The sequence below is a fragment of the Variovorax sp. CF079 genome, from assembly GCF_900101545.1.
In the GTDB taxonomy this organism is placed as follows: Bacteria; Pseudomonadota; Gammaproteobacteria; order Burkholderiales; family Burkholderiaceae_C; genus Variovorax.
The window spans coordinates 42,187-58,440 of the sequence record NZ_FMZU01000029.1; the positions used below are offsets into that span (position 1 = coordinate 42,187).

General features: G+C 65.4%; 13 protein-coding genes. 1 reads left to right on the forward strand and 12 read right to left on the reverse strand.

What is annotated here, in order from left to right; all coding sequences use genetic code 11:
* Positions 1-33: 33 nt before the first annotated feature.
* A complete protein-coding gene (locus tag BLS74_RS30105; protein WP_093111093.1) occupies positions 34-3,483 on the forward strand; it encodes an adenylate/guanylate cyclase domain-containing protein in 3,450 nt (1,149 codons plus the stop codon).
* 4 nt (positions 3,484-3,487) lie between these two features.
* Here BLS74_RS30105 and BLS74_RS30110 read toward each other — a convergent pair whose 3' ends face one another.
* The 12 genes from BLS74_RS30110 to BLS74_RS30165 form a co-directional block, all read right to left on the reverse strand.
* A complete protein-coding gene (locus BLS74_RS30110; protein ID WP_093111095.1) occupies positions 3,488-3,988 on the reverse strand; it encodes a hypothetical protein in 501 nt (166 codons plus the stop codon).
* 500 nt (positions 3,989-4,488) lie between these two features.
* Positions 4,489-5,568 (reverse strand): DnaJ C-terminal domain-containing protein, encoded by a 1,080-nt coding sequence (locus BLS74_RS30115; RefSeq protein WP_093111097.1) that lies wholly within the window; start codon positions 5,566-5,568, stop codon positions 4,489-4,491.
* Between the two features lie 703 nt (positions 5,569-6,271).
* A complete protein-coding gene (locus BLS74_RS30120; RefSeq protein WP_093111099.1) occupies positions 6,272-7,723 on the reverse strand; it encodes a cytochrome P450 in 1,452 nt (483 codons plus the stop codon).
* Positions 7,724-8,304: 581 nt separating this feature from the next.
* Positions 8,305-9,300 (reverse strand): Bug family tripartite tricarboxylate transporter substrate binding protein, encoded by a 996-nt coding sequence (locus tag BLS74_RS30125; protein WP_093111101.1) that lies wholly within the window; start codon positions 9,298-9,300, stop codon positions 8,305-8,307.
* 67 nt (positions 9,301-9,367) lie between these two features.
* Positions 9,368-10,435 carry a 4-hydroxy-2-oxovalerate aldolase gene (dmpG, locus tag BLS74_RS30130; protein WP_093111103.1) on the reverse strand — a complete coding sequence of 356 codons (1,068 nt, stop codon included), beginning with the start codon at positions 10,433-10,435 and terminating at the stop codon, positions 9,368-9,370.
* 11 nt (positions 10,436-10,446) lie between these two features.
* A complete protein-coding gene (locus tag BLS74_RS30135; protein WP_093111105.1) occupies positions 10,447-11,400 on the reverse strand; it encodes an acetaldehyde dehydrogenase (acetylating) in 954 nt (317 codons plus the stop codon).
* Positions 11,393-11,599, reverse strand: a complete 207-nt coding sequence (locus BLS74_RS30140) for a 2-hydroxymuconate tautomerase (RefSeq protein ID WP_093111107.1) — start codon at positions 11,597-11,599, stop codon at positions 11,393-11,395. Before BLS74_RS30140 ends, BLS74_RS30135 begins: the two co-directional genes overlap by 8 nt.
* Before the next feature lie 7 nt (positions 11,600-11,606).
* The gene (locus BLS74_RS30145) at positions 11,607-12,380 is read right to left on the reverse strand and encodes a 2-keto-4-pentenoate hydratase (protein WP_093111109.1); all 774 of its coding nucleotides are present in this window, start codon (positions 12,378-12,380) and stop codon (positions 11,607-11,609) included.
* Complete coding sequence (locus BLS74_RS30150; protein WP_093111111.1) at positions 12,377-13,171, reverse strand: 2-keto-4-pentenoate hydratase; 795 nt, start codon at positions 13,169-13,171, stop codon at positions 12,377-12,379. The genes BLS74_RS30145 and BLS74_RS30150 overlap by 4 nt, the downstream gene beginning before the upstream one ends.
* Positions 13,168-14,637 carry a 2-hydroxymuconic semialdehyde dehydrogenase gene (locus tag BLS74_RS30155; RefSeq protein ID WP_093111113.1) on the reverse strand — a complete coding sequence of 490 codons (1,470 nt, stop codon included), beginning with the start codon at positions 14,635-14,637 and terminating at the stop codon, positions 13,168-13,170. Before BLS74_RS30155 ends, BLS74_RS30150 begins: the two co-directional genes overlap by 4 nt.
* Positions 14,634-15,332, reverse strand: coding sequence for a class II aldolase/adducin family protein (locus BLS74_RS30160; protein WP_212733726.1), 699 nt, complete (start codon positions 15,330-15,332; stop codon positions 14,634-14,636). Before BLS74_RS30160 ends, BLS74_RS30155 begins: the two co-directional genes overlap by 4 nt.
* 11 nt (positions 15,333-15,343) lie before the next feature.
* Positions 15,344-16,213, reverse strand: a complete 870-nt coding sequence (locus tag BLS74_RS30165) for a VOC family protein (protein WP_093111115.1) — start codon at positions 16,211-16,213, stop codon at positions 15,344-15,346.
* Positions 16,214-16,254: the final 41 nt, after the last annotated feature.

The window sequence follows — 16,254 nt, forward strand, 5'->3', positions numbered from 1 at the left end:
CTTCTTGCGCCACCAGATCACTGGGAGCCGCGAATGCAGTGTCGCCTCTGCCAATGTGAAAATCTGGCCGATGCCAACTTTTGTCAGGATTGCGGTGCCAAGCTCGAGCTGATTTGCAGCGGCTGTCATGCCGCGAATGCGGCAGCCAGCAAGTTCTGTCGTAAGTGCGGAACGCAGCTGACTCCGCAATCGGCGGTCGTTGCGGCAACGACGTTTGAACCTTCGCCGTCTGCGCGTCCTGGCGTGTCGGCCGAGGCTGTCGCGGCGGATCCGTACGTTCCCGCGTATCTGGCCGAGCGGTTCCGGCTGGGCCACGCAGTACATCTCACGCAGCACGTCGGCGAGCGCAAGATCATCACCGCGCTGTTCGCGGACATCAAGGGCTCGATGGCGCTGCTCGACGGCATGGACCCGGAACTCGCGCGGCAGGTGATCGATCCGGCACTGCGCTTGATGATGACTGCCGTGTACCGCTACGAAGGCTATGTTGCCCAGGCGCTTGGTGACGGCATCTTCGCCTTCTTCGGCGCTCCGATCGCGCGCGAGGATCACGCCCGCCGGGCTCTCTATGCGGCGCTCAGCATGCAGGAGCAGATGAAAGGGTACGGCGCCCGGCTGCTGCGGGAATACGGGCTGCCCGCCATGCAGATCAGGGTGGGGATCCATACCGGTGAAGTGGTCGTGCGTTCGATCCCGACCGACGACCAGCGTGCGGACTATGTTCCGATCGGGCACTCGACGGGACTGGCGGCTCGCATTGAGCACGTCGCGGCACCCGGCGCAGTGGTCGTCAGCGAATCCACCCATCGCCTGACGGAGGGCTACTTCGAGTTTCGCAGCCTGGGCAGCGTCCCGTTGAAAGGCGTCAGTGCGAACGTCAACCTCTTCGAAGTCACCGGCGTCGGCCCATTGCGTACCCGCCTCGAAGTGTCCGCCAGCCACGGTTTGGCACGGTTCGTCGGTCGCCAGCACGAGCTCGAACGGATGCAGGCGATGCTGCAGTTGGCCAAGGCGGGCGAAGGACAAATCATCGCGGTCATCGGCGAGGCGGGCGTGGGCAAGTCGCGCCTGTGTCACGAGTTCAAGCTGCTGGCGAGAGAGGGCTGCCTGATCTTGGAATGCAGTTCGGACTCCTACGGCAAGGCGTTTCCCTACCTGCCGTTGATCGACATGCTGAAGAGCTATCTGCAGATTGCGCCGGGCGACGACGACCGCCGTAAGCTGGAGAAGGTGACCGGCCGCGTGCTGGGGCTCGATCGCAGCCTCGATGACACGATCCCCTTCTTGTTGACCCTGTTGGGCGTCAGGGATCCCGCCGCGCCGATCGACAAGATGGATCCGCAGATTCGGCGCCGCCGGACGTTCGACGCAATTCAGCGACTGGTGCTGCGCGAAGCCGTCAACCAGCCGGTCTTGATGGTGATGGAGGACTTGCACTGGCTGGACGCCGAGAGTCAGAGCTTCCTGACGATGTTCGGCCGCGCCGTGGAAGGTGCGCGCATCCTGCTGCTCGTCAACTATCGTCCCGAGTACCAACCCAGCTGGGACGCTGCCACGTCGCACAGCCAATTGCGCTTGAAAGCGTTCGGGCGTGAGGATGCCGAAGCGTTGCTGATCGCCTTGCTCGGAATAGCTCCCGCGCTCGCCGAGCTGAAATCGCTCATTGTCGAGAAGACGCAGGGAAATCCATTCTTCATGGAGGAGTACGTTCAGACCCTGTTCGATCATGGTGTTCTGATGCGACGCGGTGAAGAGATCGTGCTCACCCGCGCATTGGCGACGATCGAGATGCCCGCAACGGTGCAGGGCGTGTTGGTGGCCCGCATCGACCGCTTGGAGCCCGAGCACAAGGCGTTTCTACAGATGCTTGCGGTGCTCGGCAATGCGTCCCCGCTGCGTCTCATCGAGCGTGTGGCGCAGAGTTCCGAAACGCAGCTCCAGGAGATGCTCGACCGCCTGCAGAGTGCCGAATTCATCTTCGAGCGAACGGTGTTCCCCGATGTGGAATACGTGTTCAAGCACGCACTCACCCGGGAGGCGGCCTACGGCGAGCTGCTGGCTGACACCAGGCGCATCTTGCATTCGCGTGTGGCGCAAGCGATGGAAGCGCATTTCAGCGATCACCTGGACGATCACTGCAGCGAGCTTGCCCATCACTATGCTTGCAGCGACAACGTGCCGAAGGCGGTCGATTTCCTGATGCGCGCCGGATCGCAAGCGATGCAACGCTCCGCCTACGCCACGGCAATCGATCATCTCAGCTCGTCGCTGACCATGCTGCCGGGACTTGCCGATCCGGCGGGGCGCGGCTCGCGCGAGTTGCAGATTCAATCGATGCTCGGGTCCGCATGGATGGCGACGCGCGGCTTTGCGGTGCCGGAGGTCGCCCAAGCCTACGAGCGGGCCCGCGAACTATGCCAGGACACCACCGATAGCGCCGACCTCGTTCGGGTGCTTTCAGGATTGGGGTTGCTGTACATCAATCGGGGTGAACTGCGGTTGGCGCGCGATATCGGCGAGCAACTTCTGGGCTTGGCCGAGCGCAGGCTGGAAACCGAGCTGTTTGTGGGCGGCCACGAATTGCTCGGACTCACGTTGCTTCGGGTCGGCGACCTGATCGATTGCAGGTCGCATATGGAGCTGGCGGTTCAGCGCTACGAGGACGTGCACGATCACGCACTGCGCGACAGCCTGGGCCGGGATCCGAGGGTCTCCTGTCTTGCCTTCGGGGCGCTGGCGCTGTGGCTGTTGGGATACCCGGATCAGGCGGTTGCGGGCGTTGCGCAAGCGCAGCGGGCGGCGCATGCGGCAACGCCTCGGCACCCGTTCAGCCTCGCGTACGCGATGGCTTCATTGGCATGGGTCCATCAATTCCGCGGCGAAGCGTCGCTGGCTCTGCAAGCGGCCGAGGCGACGACCGATTTCGCCACCGAGCAGGGTTTCCCGAGCTGGCTCGTCCACGGCCTGATCGTCCAAGGATGGGCCGAGGCCGAGCTAGGCAATACCGAAAGCGGATTCACCCACATCGAGCAGGCGCTGTTAGCGTACAAGGCTACCGGTGCCAAGGTCTGGCAGCCGCTATTCCTGCTGTTGCAGGTTCAGGCGCTCTCGCGTGCCGGACAAATCGCCGAGGGACTGGAATCGGTCACCAAGGCGCTGGGCCTCGCCAGCGAGATGGGTACGTATTGGTGGGAGGCTGAGCTCTTTCGCGTCAGGGGAGAATTGCTTCTTGCCCTCTCCACGGAAAATGCCGCCGAGGCGCAGACCTGCTTCGAGCGCGCTCTTTCCATCGCCAGGAAGCAAAGCGCCAAGTCTCTTGAATTGCGCACATGCGTCAGCATGGTCCGGTTGGCGCGTCTCCATGGCGGGCACGCGCAGGCCTTGCTCGAACTTGCCTCCGTGTATGAATGGTTTACCGAAGGCTTCGATGCGGCTGACTTGATCGAGGCGCGCGAGTTGCTTGGGAGGGCGGGGCAAGGCTGAGCCTTCACTGATACTCGTCGCTCACGTTGCGTGCGGAATGGAAAGCCACGACACCCCAGTTCCGCGCTCCGGGGGCGGTGGATTTGTGCCAAACCCCGGGCGGAACGACGTGCCATCGATTTTCCAGTACGGCTGGGTTGCCTTGCCCATAACGATCCACGCGCCAGCCGTCCGTTGTCTGGACGTGCGTTTCCATGGCGCCATCCAGGGCAAACAGATACTGCGTGCTATTCACATGCCGCTCGATGCTTGCGCCGCCGGCGCCGCGATTCACCACGACTCTGACGCTACCAATCGCCGCGGGCACTGGGCACCCAAGACACGAGAGATCCAATGCTGCAAAGGCTTCGGCAATGTTCGGGTTCTGCCGCAATTTCTCGCGTGCATTGGCGGCCGCCTGCCGCAGGACGCACAACACGTCGGGACGGCTCGCGAAGCGGTCCAGTTCTTCGGTGACCGGTCGTACCTCCGGGGTGATGCTCTGGTTGTTGGTCGGCTGCGCCATGGGGATCTGTTTCTGACTTCGATGATATGCCCAAGTTCTTGAAGGACAGCAGGTGCGAAGCCCATATTGAGCAGATGCCTCGCACGTGCAGTCCGCCATATTCGGCAAGCTCCGTCGGTAGGCGCTCGAGCGCCGGCGACTGAGTATCAAGGTTGGGGCCGGTGAAGGAGACCTGCGTCAAATCCATTTCTACACTCATTGTTGCGCGCGGCGACGCGGATTCAGGTGGCGGCGGCGGCCGCTTCTGGCTGCGAGTCCGGCCCTACCGGTGGGGAAGACTGTGCCGCGGCACCAGACCCGTTGCCGCCTTTCGAGCTGTCAGTCTGAAGGTCCGCAATGTCGACGAGAGAGGTCTGCGGTTCAAGATCTTCAATGGACGATGAGGCGCCTGGGTTATTGCGAGTGTCTTGAGAAAACGGTGCAATGTCATTTCGTTCTCTTACTAACCCGCGCGCCCGGGGGCACGGTCCGCGGTCCATTGCCGGCTCAGCTACCGCCGTCTACAGGCCTCGTTCCCAGGCGCGTAGCCCCCGATTCCATGCGCGAAGGCGGTCGTCCAATGCTTCTCCGCCAGCGCCCGAGCTGGTGGCCGAGAGCTGGTCGAGCAGGATCTGCTGATCGGTGCTGAGCTGTTGCGGAAATATCGGCGCCAGCGTGACCAGATGGTCGCCACGCGTGCCGCGGCACTGCACCGGGAAGCCCTGGCCCTTCAAGCGGTAAGACAGCCGGTCGCGGCTCAGCTGCAGCGCTTGGAAGCCGGTGACGGTCGGCACCTTGACCTGCCGATTGGCGATCCACGCGAATCCATCGACCGGCATCTCGCATCGAATGGTGCCGTCGTCGTCGAGCTTGAAGAACGCGTGCTCCGACACCTCGACGCGAATCTCGACGTCGGCGGGAGGGCCTTCGGCTCGCACGCGCCATCCGTCGACATGGAGCAGATCGCCATCGCGCACGCCGTGCGGAATGCGCACGTTCATCTTGTAGCCGCGCGGCTCCTTCTTGCCGACCCCGCCGCACGCCGCGCACGGCTGCCTCGCGATGCCGCCGCCCAAGCAAGCCTCGCACTCGGTCACACCGGCGGGCCAACCGAAAAAGGAGCGCTTCGGGATCGCACCCGACCCCCCGCACCGAGCGCAATTCCCGCCCATCACCCGGTGCCCGGCGCCCGCGCAGGTGGCGCAGATGTCGGTGACCTTGCCCCGCAGCACCTTGATGCAACCGACGGCCGCTTCCTCCAGAGTCATCCTGACCTTGCGGTGCAGGGGTCGGCGCTGCCGTTCCGTGCCGGCCGCGCGGGATGCCGTCGTAGCTTGGTCGGCGTCGAATCCGTCGGGGGTGTTGTTGTCCGGTGCGCCGGGCGTGTCGACGTCGGCGTTCGCCCGGGCACCGAATCCGGCGCGGCGGATCTCTTCGAATGCCTGGTTGATGCGCTGCATCTTGGCAACAGCACCGGCGCTGTCATTGCGGTCCGGATGCCATTGCGAGGCGAGCCGGCGCCATGCCGCCTTCACCTCGCGCTCGGTCGCGTCAGGTGCCAATCCCAGTTCGGCGAAAGCGTTCTCGGTGCCCAAATCCAAAGACCTTGTCCAGGGAAGCCGTCCAGATGGAAGCCCATGGAGGCGGCGGCCTGTTAGCGTGAATGTTATCCGAGGGAGCGGCATGCAAGCCGTGTGCCACGCGCGGCGAGGCCACGCTGCGCTGAACAGTCGCGGTTCAAAATACGTGCGGCGCGCCACGTTGGTTTGTGCAACGTGCGAACGCCGCCCCGGGAGGTCCGAGCGGGCCGCGGCCCGTTGGTCCCGCGCATCGACGACACCGACTTGCGGTTCCATGGGGCGGCCGACAAAGGGCCGCATAAAGCTCGGAAGCACCCTCTCGTGCCGTGCTCTTGCGGTCGAACCCGGAGCTTTGGAGGCGAGGGCGCTCACACGCCCGCACCTTGGATGGTTTCCTGTGCATCCGACGGACAGGGTTTCGGATTCGGTGCGTTTGCGCGGATGACGGTTGGCCTTTAGGCCGGAGTCTGAACTGAAGCTGGAACTATCGAATGACCGCCTGCATCGCAAGGGGACATTCGAGTCAGCGGGATGAAGGTCCGCAAGTGGGCCGACGTTCCAGTTCGCGGTCCAGGCTCGAAGGTCAGCTTCCGCTTGCACATCAGACTTGCAGCGACCACCGCCGAGACTGCGCGGGGCCGACGCACACGATGCCTACGCATCGCCAAGGTAACGCCGCGCTGCCGACTGGCCAACGCCCTGACGAGGAGGCGAGCGCGATTTTTCAGGCCTCAGCGTTAATGCCGTGCTCGCGCACATTCATCCTCAATCCCACCGGCGCCATGGCCAGCTGCAGCCGTTCGCGCGGCTCCTTGCCGTCGGCCGTGCTTACGTTTTGGATGTCGAAGCGACTCAACAGAACCGCCATCGCCATCTTCATTTCAACCAAGGCCAGGTAGCGCCCGGGGCAGATGCGCGGGCCAGCACCGAAGGGCATGGAGATACGCTTGGCGGCGCTGGCGTTCTGCCCGGGGTGGCCGTCGGCCAACCAGCGTTCGGGGTTGAAGCGGCCGGCATCGCGAATGTGGAATTCACTCACCGCGTCGCGCCGCATGACCGCGATCACCACCATGCCGGCCGGGATGTGCACGTCACCCAGCGTGGTGTCGCGCAGGGCTTGCATGGCGTTCTGCGGAGCCACGGGCTTCAGGCGCATGGTTTCGTGGGCGCAGGCTTCCACATAGTCCAGTTGACCAATCTGGTCGACGGTGGGCGGCTCGCCATCGGCGCACACGCGGCGCACCTCCGCGGTGGCCTCGGCCAGAGCCTGCGGGTTTTGCCATAGCAAGTGGATCATCCAAGCCAGCGTGTTTGCGGTGGTGTCTTCTCCGGCCAGTAGCATGGTGAGCACGTTGCCTGCCACTTGCTTGTCGTCCATCCCACTGTCGGGTTCGTCAGCGGCAACCAGCATGGCCTCCAGCAGGTTGGATGGGTGCTCGCGCAGGGCCGGGTTCGCCTGTAGTCGCCTGCGCCCTTGCGCAATGAAGCCGTCGACCGCCGCATTCACCTCGGCCACGCTGCGCACCAGAGCGCGATCTTCGACCGACGGGAACCAGCGCCACAGCGGAAGTGGCGCGAAGATGCGCTTGAACACGGCCGGAAAGATGCGGTTCAGGTGTTTCTGAATCACATCTTCGTCGCTTTGCAGCGTGTTGACCTCGGCGCCGAACGCCAAACCGGCAATCGCGTCCACTGTGAAGCGCATCAGATCGGCCTGCAGATCAATGGTGGTGCCATGACGCGCGGCCTGCTGCCAGCGTTGGGCCAGGCGCAGTCCAACGCGCTGCAGGGCGGGGTGATAGCGCTTCACGTGACCGGGATCGAAGGCGGCCATCACCATGCGTCGCTGGCGCCGCCAAGTGTCGCCGTTGGCACCAAACACACCACCCATAAGACCGAGTTCCGTCCAAACCTGTTCGAGCTTGGTGGTACGGCGAAAGCCATCGGGGCGGTCACGCAGGGCTGTGGCGATCAGTTCATGGTCTCCCACCACCACCGCGCGGCGAGGGCCCAGGCGCAGTTTGAAGATCGGCCCGTGCTCCTCGCACCACTGCTCAAGTTGCAGGTGCAGCCGAGTGGAGTCAATCTGAAGCAGGTTGCCGAACACCGGCACACCGTGTGGGCCGGGCAGGTCGTCGAACTGGCGCAGCCGGCTCGCCGCGGTGGGCGTATTCATAGCGTTGCTGGCCGCCACGAGCGGCGCAAAGAGCGAAGGTCGTGCAAGATGGCCATCCTTAATCGGATTGGTCAAGTATCGGGCAGTTTTGAGGTTGATGTGGATGTTGTCTCGTGTCGCCGGGCTGCGCCAGAAGCTGGGCCGTCCGGCCGGCACCAGCAGCGCGTCGCCAGGCCGCCACGGGCCGGTACCCGACTTGCGACCCGTGTCGCTGCAGCAGCGCTGTCGGGGTCGAGCGCCGCAGCAGGATGCTGTGACTGCTGAGCGGCGGGACGTACAGGTCTCCCGCGGGTCCGATCTGGTGCCAAACGAAGCGGCCGCGCCACGTGCGGCCGTCGCTCGAGCGGTGAACCTAGTGAGGAGCCGCCTGCCACGGCTCATCCACCAGCGAAGATTCGACCGCGGACCAACGCGCAGCATCGAAGCCGGGCAGATGGCGCGAACCGGCGGCAATCTCGTTCATCGACGTGTCTCCAGGTTTCGGGCAGCGCGCGTAGACCCGATTCTGGCGGATTGGAAGCCTCGCGCTTGGCGAGTCTCACTGAAACAAGGCACCTTGCAGCCAAGCCGGCGCGACGCTGCTATTCCGGCTTGATGTTGAGTTTGTCGAGCACGCCTTGCCAGGTCCTGCGATCGTCTTCGATGTACTTGGCAAGCTGGTCGGGCGTGCCGGGCCGCGGATAGGTCCCCAGCTCGCGCGACTTGGCGACCACATCGGGCAGCAGCAGCGCTTCGCCCATGTCCTTGTTGAGCTTGGCGAGGATGGCGGGATCCACGCCCTTCTTCGCGATCACCGCGAACCAGCCGAACGCCACGGCGCCCGGCACCGTCGAAGTGGCCAAGGGCAGCTGCTCGAGGCCGGGTTCGACGCGGTCGCTCAGCGACGCCAGAATCCGCAACTTGCCGGCCTGAACGTTGCCTGCGACAACGTTGTAGGTCTCGACCATCATCTTGGTCTGGCCACCGAGCGTGGCCTGCATGGCCTGGGCGCCACCCGGGTAGTGCACTTCAAGGAACTGCGCGCCCGACTGCAGGCCCAGCAGCGCCGAAGCAAGGTGCGGCGCGGTGCCGCGGCCGTTGTCGGCCACCTCGATACCCTGTGGCTTGGCCTTTGCGGCAGCAATGAACTCGCCGAGCGTCTTGTAGGGCGAGTCGCCCGGAACGGCGAGCACGAAGGGCGCCACGGCCGCCAGGGTGACCGGCACGAAGTCGCGGTTGAAGTCGTAGCTCACGCCCTTGATGGTGCTGGGCGCGACAGAGATGGCCGAGCCCTGGACGAAGCCGAAGGTGGTGCCATCGGTCGGCCCGGTCAGGAGTGTGTTCATGCCGATCACCCCGCTGCCGCCCGGCTTGTTGTCGACCACCACCGATTGGCCCCACTTCTGGGTGAGCTTGGCGCCGACGAAGCGGATCAGCACGTCGGGCGCAGAACCGGCGGGGAATGGGACCACGAAGCGCACCGGCTGACTCGGCCACTTCGCGGCAGCGGACTGCGCCTGCGCCTCGGGTATCACTGCGACCATCGACACTGCGAGTGCGAGTGCGAGAAGCGATCGGCGAAGGTTCATTCGATCCATGGAAGTCTCCTTGTTATTTCTTTGACAAATTGCCAGCAGCTGCGGCAATGCGCGAACGGTCGAAGCCTCAACCAGCCTCACTCATGCTGGGCTGCTGGTGGATGCGCTCGTGCTCCATACCCTTCAGCAGGTCGAGCGCTACGTCGACGATCATGTCTTCCTGACCGCCCACCATGCGACGCCGTCCCAGTTCGACCAGGATGTCGACGGTCTTCAGGCCGTACTTCTTGGCGGCAACTTCCGAATGCCGCAGGAAGCTCGAGTACACGCCGGCATAGCCCAGCGCCAGGGTCTCGCGGTCCACACGCACCGGTCGGTCCTGCAGCGGGCGCACGATGTCGTCGGCCGCGTCCATCAGCTTGTACAGGTCCGTGCCGTGGTTCCACCCCAGGCGCGCGGCTGCGGCAATGAACACCTCCAGGGGCGCATTGCCCGCGCCGGCGCCCATGCCCGCCAGGCTGGCATCCACGCGGTCGCAGCCCTCTTCCACCGCGACGATGCTGTTGGCCACGCCCAGGCTCAGGTTGTGGTGCGCGTGCATGCCCGTCTGTGTCTCGGGTTTCAGCACATCCTTGAACGCGCGGAACCGGTCGCGCACATCGTTCATGTTCAGCGCGCCGCCAGAGTCCACCACGTAGCAGCAGGTCGCCCCGTAGCTCTCCATCATCTTGGCCTGCTGCGCCAGCGCCTGCGGCGTGGTCATGTGGCTCATCATCAGAAAACCCACGGCCTCCATGCCGAGGTGGCGCGCGTACTCGATGTGCTGCTTCGAGATGTCGGCCTCGGTGCAATGCGTGGCCACGCGAACGATGCGCGCGCCCGCGTCATGGGCCGCCTTGAGATCGTGCACGGTGCCGATGCCTGGCAGCAGCAGCGTTGCGATCTTGGCGTGCTTGGCCACGCTGGCCACCGCTTCGATCCACTCGAGGTCGGTGTGAGCGCCGAAGCCGTAGTTGAAACTGCCGCCTTGCAGGCCGTCGCCATGGGCAACCTCGATGGAGTCGACCTTGGCCTCGTCGAGCGCCTTGGCGATCTGCCTGGCTTGCTCCACGCTGTACTGGTGGCGAATGGCATGGCTGCCGTCGCGCAGCGTCACGTCGGAGATGTAGATCTTCTTGCTAACGTCGTGGCTCATTGCGGTCTCCTTCAGGCGACCACCGCGGCGAGCATCCGCTCCGCCATCGATTCGGCGGTGCGCAGGGCCGCGCTGGTCATGATGTCGAGGTTGCCCGCGTAGGCCGGCAGGTAGTGCGCAGCGCCTTCCACCTCCAGGAAGATGGAGGTCTTCAGGCCGTGCATGCGCACGCCAACGCCGGGGATGCGGATCGGGTGGTCGGCCTCGATGCGGTCGAACTGCACTTTCTGCTTGAGGCGGTACCCCGGCACGTAAGCCTGCACGTCGGCGGCCATGCGCTCGACCGACTCGGCGATCAGGTCCTCGTCGGCGAACTCGCTGAGCGTGTAGACCGTGTCGCGCATGATCAGCGGCGGCTCGGCCGGGTTCATCACGATGATGGCCTTGCCCCTGGCCGCGCCGCCTACCACCTCGATGGCCTTCGACGTGGTCTCGGTGAACTCGTCGATGTTGGCTCGTGTGCCGGGGCCGGCGCTCTTGCTGGAAATGCTGGCGACGATCTCGCCGTAGTGAACCTTGGCCACGCGCGAGACGGCCGCCACCATCGGAATGGTGGCCTGGCCGCCGCAGGTGACCATGTTGACGTTTGGCGCGTCCAGGTGCGCTTGGCCGTTCACCACAGGAACGCAGTACGGGCCGATCGCCGCGGGCGTGAGGTCCACCAGGCGAATCTCCGACTTGAGTTCACGCAGGAAGGCATCGTTCCTGACGTGCGCACCGGCCGAGGTCGCGTCGAAGACGATGTCGATGTCCGCGAACACCGGCAGGCGCGAGAGGCCTTCCACGCCCTCGTGGGTGGTGGCCACGCCCTGGCGCGCGGCACGCGCCAGGCCATCGGAGGCGGCGTCGATGCCGACCATGGCACCCATTTCGATGTGGCGGCCGTGGCGCAGGATCTTGATCATCAGATCCGTGCCGATGTTGCCGCTGCCGATGATGGCAGCCTTCAGCTTGCGATCAGCCACGGTGTGCCTCCTTGGCGGCAACGCCCTTGGGAACGCCACCGACGCCCCAATGCGCGGCCGGCACTTCCTGCAGGATCACGCGAATGGATTCGCGCGGGGCTGCGGTGGCTTCGACAGCAGCATCGGTGAGCCCGCGGATGAGGGCGGTCTTCGCCTCTGCACTGCGGCCCTCTATCAGGGTGACCTGGATCAATGGCATGTTCGCCTCATTCGGTGGTGTTGAATTCGACGCGGCCGAGACCTTGCATCTCGAGCGCAATATGCTGGCCGGGCTTGAGGGCTTCGGCCGCGGTGGCGCCGCCGGCCATCACCAGCCACCCCGGCTCCAGCGGCTCGTCCGCTCCTGCGCTCAGACGCGCGGCGGCAACGAGGGAGCGCAGTGGATTGCCAAGAATCCCCGCGGTGCTCCCGACCTGGCGCGGCGCACCGTCGATCGATAGGATGAGGCCCAGGTTGCTGAAGTCCTGTCGCGGGTCGCACCAGGGACCGATCACGTATCCCGACGACGACGCGTTGTCGGCAATGACGTCCTCCAGCGAGAAGCGGAAGTTCTCGAAGCGGGAGTCGATGATCTCGAGCGCCGGTGCAATCGCGACCACGGCATCGAGCGCCTGCGCGAGGCTGGCGCCCGCAGGCAGCGGCTTGCCGAGCAGGAAGGCCAATTCGGGCTCGACGCGTGGATGGACGAACCGGCTCAGTGCCACCTGGCCGCCATCCTCTTCAGCCATTGCATCGGTCAGGCGTCCCCAGATCATGTCGTGCACGCCCATCTGGACCATCTTCGCGCGGCTGGTGAAGCCCATCTTCATGCCGGTGCGCCGCTCGCCGCGTGCGAGCCGCTGTGCAATTGAAGCGCGCTGAATCTCATAGGCATCCTCGACGCTGAGCTCTTCCTCCTGCCCGAACTGCGAGATGGGTTTTGCATGGCGTGCGGCATCGTCTACCCGCTGCGCCAAAGCTGCGATTCCTTGCTGGCTCATTGCTGTTGCTCCTCGAACACTGCGCGCACCGACCCGAGGCCCTGGATGCGGGCTTCGAACACATCCCCGGGGTTGACGGGAACCATCGGCCCCAGTGCGCCGGTGAGCACCACGTCGCCGGCCTTCAGGCCGCGGCCCAGTTCGGCCATCTTGTTGGCCAGCCACAGGGCCGCATTGAGTGGATGCCCAAGGCACGCAGCGCCCGCGCCCAGGCTGACCTGCTCGCCTTTGCGCTCCATGACCATGCCAGCCAGGCGCAGGTCCAGGTCGTCCAGAGGAACCGGGGTATTGCCGAGCACGAACAAACCACTGGAGGCGTTGTCTGCCACCGTGTCGACGAACCGGATGTTCCATTCGGCAATGCGGCTGCCCACGATCTCGATCGCGGGCAGCGCGAACGCAACGCCGAGCAGCATCTGCGCCATCGAGATACCGGGTTCGAGCAAGTCGTGCTCCATGACCAGCGCAACTTCTGCCTCGACCTTGGGCTGCATCAACCTGGACCAGCGCACCGGCTCGCCATCCGCGATCGCCATGTCGGCGAACAGCATGCCGTAGTCGGGCTGGTCCACGCCGAGCTGCTTCTGCACCGCCTTCGCCGTGAGGCCGATCTTCCGGCCGACGAGCCGTCCGCCACCTTGCAGCTTGCGCTGCGTGTTGATCTCCTGGACGGCGTAGGCCTCTTGCGGGCCGAACCCGGGGAAAGTCTCCCGCAAAGGCGCGATCGCCTTGCCGCCGGAGGCGGCGCTCCACAGCGAATCTGCTGCCACTTCGATGTCACGCGTTGTCATTGCGGCGCTCCGTTGAACTTGATGCAAACATTGCTCAGCTCCGTATAGAACTCGAGCGAGTGAACGCCTCCCTCGCGGCCGATGCCGGAAGCTCCGGAGCCGCCGAAGGCCGTGCGCAGGTCGCGCAGGAACCATGTGTTGACCCACACGACGCCCACCTTCAAGGCGTTGGCGAAGCGATGTGCCCGGTCGACGTCCCGCGTGTAGACGGAAGCGGCCAGGCCGTAGCGCGTGTCGTTCGCCATCTGGAGTGCCTCGGATTCACGATCGAAGGGGATCACGCAGCAGCAGGGGCCGAAGATCTCTTCGCTGGCCACACGCGAGCCGTGCGGCAAGCCCGTCCACACCGTCGGCTCGATCCAGGCGCCACCCTCGAGCGCCTGCGGCACCTTCGGCACCCCGCCGCCATGGACGACCGAAGCGCCCTCATCCCTCGCCAAGGCGTAGTAGCCGAGGACCTTGGCCTGGTGCTCGGCCGAGACAAGGGGCCCGAAATTGGCGTCAGGACCGTCGGGCCGGCCCGGCTTCAGGCGCGCCGCCGCGGCAGCCAGCCGCTGCACGACGGCGTCGAAAACCGGGCGCTGCACGTACACCCGCTCGGTGCCGAGGCAGACCTGGCCCGAGTTCTCGAAGACCGAGCGGGTCAGCCCGGCGATGGTCACGTCCAGGTCCGCATCCTCGAACACCACCGCGGCGTTCTTGCCACCGAGTTCCATCGACACCGGCTTGATGCCTTCCGCAGCCGCCCGCATGATGGCGGCACCCGTACGCGTCTCTCCCGTGAACGTGACCGCATCGATGTCCGGATGCGTGGTGAGAAATTCGCCGGCAGAGTCCGGGCCGAACCCGTGCACGACGTTGTAGACCCCTTTGGGGATGCCCACGGCGTTCATGACTTCACCCAAGAGCGCCGCCGTGGCCGGCGTTTCCTCCGAGGGCTTGACGACGACGGTGTTGCCGCACGCCAGCGCGGGCCCGACCTTCCACGTCATCAGCAGCAGCGGCAGGTTCCACGGGCACACCACGGCCACGACGCCCTTCGGCCGCCTCGATGCATAGTTCAACGCGGGCTTGCCATCCGGCGCATGGCTGGCAAAGCTCTCCGTCGGCACGTTGCGCACGACATCCGCAAACACGCGGAAGTTCGCCGCGCCGCGTGGGATGTCGAGATGCGATGCCAGCGAGCGCGGCTTGCCGGTGTCCGCCACTTCAGCGGCAATGAAGTCCTCCGCGCGGCGATCGATCTCCGCAGCAAGCGCATACAGCAGGTCGCAGCGTTGCGCGAGCTTGAGGGATCCCCAAGGGCCATGGAGCGCCTCGCGCGCCGCGCGCACCGCGTCGTCCACGTCCTCGCGTCCGGCCTCGCTGACCTTGTCGATGAGTGAGCCGTCGACGGGGTTGATGTCGTCGAAGGTCCGGCCGCCGCGCCCCTCGCGGTACTCGCCATTGATGAAGTTGAGAATCACGGTTGTGCCTCCTGGAAGTTGATCTCTGGGTCTCCCGCGCTCAGGTACTCCCACATTCGCTCGAAAATGCCGCCGGCATCGGTGGCCCGCCGTTCACGCTCTGCCGCATCGAGCACGACCGATTCGTCCTGCAAGCCGGCCGCCAGCACGGCAAGCTCGATCCGCGCTGCATCCTCGAGATACCAGGTCAGCACCACCGCCTTGGCGAGCGAGTCGCTCGCGACCAGCACGCCATTGCCGCGCATCACGATCGCGTTGGCGCTTCCCATCGCGTCGATCACCGCTGCGGCCCGTTCGTCGTCCCGCACGAGTTGCGGGTCGTCCCACAAGGCCGCACCGGCACCAAAGTAGGCGCCCATCCCATGGCGAGTCCGGGGTGTGCGCCGCGCGGTGCCCAGCGCCATGAGCAAGGGCGGCATCGTGCGGGTCACGGCGTGAACGTGGGCGTGGCGTTGATAGATCTGCTGGTGCAAACGAACCTCGCCCAGCACGCCTGCCGGCAACGCCCCGGTCACAGGCACGACGGTGCCCGGCTCGCCAGGGCCAATCAGGCCCATCGGCCGCGAGGCACAGACCAGGAAGTTGCCCTCGTCGAGGCGGACGCTGCAGTGGCCATAGGCGTGTGCCAGGCCATGACGCGCCAACGCGCGGGCAGCAATGCGCAGTTCGCGCTGAACGGCTGGAGCGGCGTTCAAGGTGGTGCCCCTCAGGCGGGCTCGCGAAACTCGGCGATGTCGGGCACGGCCCCCCACATGCAGAACGATTCGTTTCCGCGAGGAAACTGCCGCGGCTGGTAGGTCAGCTCCTCTTCCGCGGTGATCAAGCGCACGCCGGTGGAGTACTCGAAGATCATTCCGTCCGGCCCGAAGAAGTAGAGGAAGCGCGCGCCGGAGGTCGGGTGGCGACCCGGTCCGAAGGCGATCTTGACCCCCTTCTTCTGGAGCATGTACCAGGCGCGCATGATGTCGTCCACGCTTTCGACCTGGTGGTTGACGTGCTGCACGCCCGAACGGGTCGTCGGGAACATGGCCACCTTGTGATGCACCTCGTCGATCCGCAGCAGTGGCGCATCGCCGATGCGGTCGCTCACGCGCGCGCCGAGCACCTGGGTCCAGAAGCGCTCGTCTCGCTGGGCGTCGGTCGTGCACAGCCCGACATGGCTGAAGCCCGTGATGCCGGCATCACGCGACGGAAAGTAACGGCGCCCGCTATGGTGGGGGCCGAGCACGAGATCGATCTTGTTGCCGGTGGGATCTTTGAAGTGGATGAAGCTGCGCACGTGGCGTTGTTCGCATTCGTCCGCGCAACCGCGGCGAACCTCGACGCCGGCGTTGCTGAGTTCCGCAGCGGCCGCGTCCAGTTCATCGGCAGTGCGCAGCTCGAAGCCCACCGTGTGGTCCGCCGGGTCGCCGTCGAAGTACACCAGGGTGTGGTCGCGACTGTCGCTGCGGAAGTACGAGGCGCCCGCCTCCTGCCTTGCGCGCTCCAGGCCGAGCATCTCGCGCGCAAAAAGGTCCGCCTGGTCACGCTGCCGGGTTCCGAGGCGCACGTAACGAATATCGAGCAGGTTGATCACGGCATGTCTCCTTTTTCTGGGGCTGCCGGCACTTTAGAAAA

Excerpts from the sequence above, each read along its gene's own strand:
- BLS74_RS30105 (WP_093111093.1), top strand. The coding sequence starts at position 34 with ATGCAGTGTCGCCTCTGCCAATGTGAAAATCTGGCCGATGCCAACTTT.
- BLS74_RS30110 (WP_093111095.1), bottom strand. The coding sequence starts at position 3,988 with ATGGCGCAGCCGACCAACAACCAGAGCATCACCCCGGAGGTACGACCG.
- BLS74_RS30120 (WP_093111099.1), bottom strand. The coding sequence starts at position 7,723 with ATGAATACGCCCACCGCGGCGAGCCGGCTGCGCCAGTTCGACGACCTG.
- BLS74_RS30125 (WP_093111101.1), bottom strand. The coding sequence starts at position 9,300 with ATGGATCGAATGAACCTTCGCCGATCGCTTCTCGCACTCGCACTCGCA.
- dmpG (WP_093111103.1), bottom strand. The coding sequence starts at position 10,435 with ATGAGCCACGACGTTAGCAAGAAGATCTACATCTCCGACGTGACGCTG.
- BLS74_RS30140 (WP_093111107.1), bottom strand. The coding sequence starts at position 11,599 with ATGCCATTGATCCAGGTCACCCTGATAGAGGGCCGCAGTGCAGAGGCG.
- BLS74_RS30145 (WP_093111109.1), bottom strand. The coding sequence starts at position 12,380 with ATGAGCCAGCAAGGAATCGCAGCTTTGGCGCAGCGGGTAGACGATGCC.
- BLS74_RS30150 (WP_093111111.1), bottom strand. The coding sequence starts at position 13,171 with ATGACAACGCGTGACATCGAAGTGGCAGCAGATTCGCTGTGGAGCGCC.